The organism is Syntrophorhabdus sp. (assembly GCA_012719415.1).
GTDB lineage: Bacteria > Desulfobacterota > Syntrophorhabdia > Syntrophorhabdales > Syntrophorhabdaceae > Delta-02.
In genome coordinates this window covers 1-1,930 of sequence record JAAYAK010000017.1, presented here as the reverse complement: position 1 = coordinate 1,930, position 1,930 = coordinate 1, and the positions used below count along the sequence as shown (strand labels likewise).

Here is a 1,930-nt window from a genome sequence, read left to right as displayed (position 1 = left end):
CTCACACGGAGCTCATAAAGCTTGCCTACAGCGATTTCTATCGTCTTGTCATGCCGAAAACGGGGAGGTTCACGTCGCGGGGGGGCCCGTAAAGAAACGGGGCCGCGGGTATGGTGCATTGAGATGAAAAGTTCGACACGGCAGGGAAAGGGTACATGGGCGAATACCTCAACGTAAGGACCCTTGCCTTCATGTCCGCCGTCGTCAGCGCCATCCTTTGTGTTCCCATGGGATACATCTATGTTGCTCGCAGGACATATCCCGGTTTTGGGTCGTGGCTGTGCGGTGTATCTTTCCATACGGCGGGGATGCTGCTTCTGGCCTTGAGGGGTCATATACCGGATGTCCTGTCCGTTATCGGAGCAAACCTGTTCATTGCCCTCTACCTTGTTCTTCTGACGCGCGGCGTCACGGCCTTTGTCGGCGGGGCTCAAAGGACATGGGTTCAGGTGATATCGATGGCATTCCTTCTGGTCACGTCGTTGTACTTCACCTACGTAATTCCCAGCGTGAGCATCCGCATCGTGATATTCTCGGCCGTCATGATCCCCTACGGCATCTGGGTAGGCTGGATCGTAACGAGACGGGTGCCCGTCCTCCTGCACAGCATGAACTGGTTCCTGACCGTGGCCGTGGGCGCCTTCGTATGCTGGCTGATCGTGCGGATAGTCCTTACGCTGCTATTTGAGCGGGCCATGGACGAACTGATGTCGCCGTCCCTCGTCCAGGGGGTGAGTCTTGTCATTTTCACCACATTGAATGTCCTGTCCATCCTCGGCCTGATCACCCTGAACTTTCAGAGAGTGGAGGACGATCTCCTGAGGTCTGTCGATGAGATCAAGACACTGAGAGGCATCATTCCCATATGCTCGTCATGCAAGAAGATCAGGGACGACCAGGGTTACTGGAAACAGCTGGAAGCATACATGAAGGACCACGCGGACATCACGTTCAGCCACGGGATCTGCCCGGAATGCATGGAAAAACTGTATTCCACCCTCAAGACCGGAGAGAAGGACCGTGCGGGCGAGAGTGGGGAATCATCGCACGACGGATAGTCCTCCGCTGTGACGGCCCTGTCGTCAATGATCCCACGAAGAATATGAACTTCATTGCCCAACCGTGCTATGCTGTGGTTGATCGTTGTCTCCGGGGCGAGGGATTGCCTGACCGAGAAGGACCAGAAAGGAAGAAAGATGCACGACCGCAAATCTCCCTCTGTTTATGATGCGCTCTTCAGGCCGCAAAGCATCGCCATCGTGGGAGGAAGCGAGAGCCTTACGAAGCCCGGCGGGAAGGTCCTCGCCAATATTGTTGACCATCGTTACCGGGGGACGCTCTGGGTCGTGAACCCTGGCGGAAGGGTGAAGGGTCTTCCCACCTTTGCCTCGGTGCCGGACCTTCCCGGTCCGCCGGAGCTTGGCATCATTGCCATTCCCGCCACCCTGGTGGCGGGGGCGCTCGAAGAGCTCGGCCGCAAGGGGACAAAAGCCGTTGTCATCCTGTCGGCCGGTTTCGGCGAGAAAGGAGAGGAGGGCAGGCGGGAGGAGAGGCGCCTGCTGGCCATTGCCGAGGGGTTTGGGATGACCATCATCGGTCCCAACTGTTCGGGGTTCATGACGTCCCATTACAGCGGGAAGTTTGCAGGCATCATCCCCGAGCTGAAGCCGCGGACCATCGACTTCATCAGCGGGTCAGGAGCCACGGTCGACCTCGTCATGGAGCAGGCGGTCCTCAGGGGCCTTGCCTTCTGCAACGTCGTCAACGTGGGGAATTCGATACAGACGGGTGTGGAGGACCTCATCGCCCTCTATGACGAAAACTACGATATCGAGGGGTCTCCCATCCTGATGCTCTACCTTGAGTCCTTGAAGAAACCGGCGGTCCTCCTCAGGCACGCGCGCAGCCTGACACGGAAAGGGTGCACCAT

2 protein-coding genes are annotated in these 1,930 nt (G+C 57.8%); both read left to right on the top strand.

The features are described 5' to 3' along the window. The first annotated feature begins 155 nt into the window (after positions 1-155). On the top strand, positions 156-1,058 hold the full coding sequence (locus GXX82_00770) for a hypothetical protein (protein NLT21559.1): 903 nt from the start codon (positions 156-158) through the stop codon (positions 1,056-1,058). 54 nt (positions 1,059-1,112) lie between these two features. After that, positions 1,113-1,930, top strand: an 818-nt coding sequence (locus tag GXX82_00765; protein ID NLT21558.1) for a hypothetical protein, incomplete at its 3' end; no start/stop codon positions are given.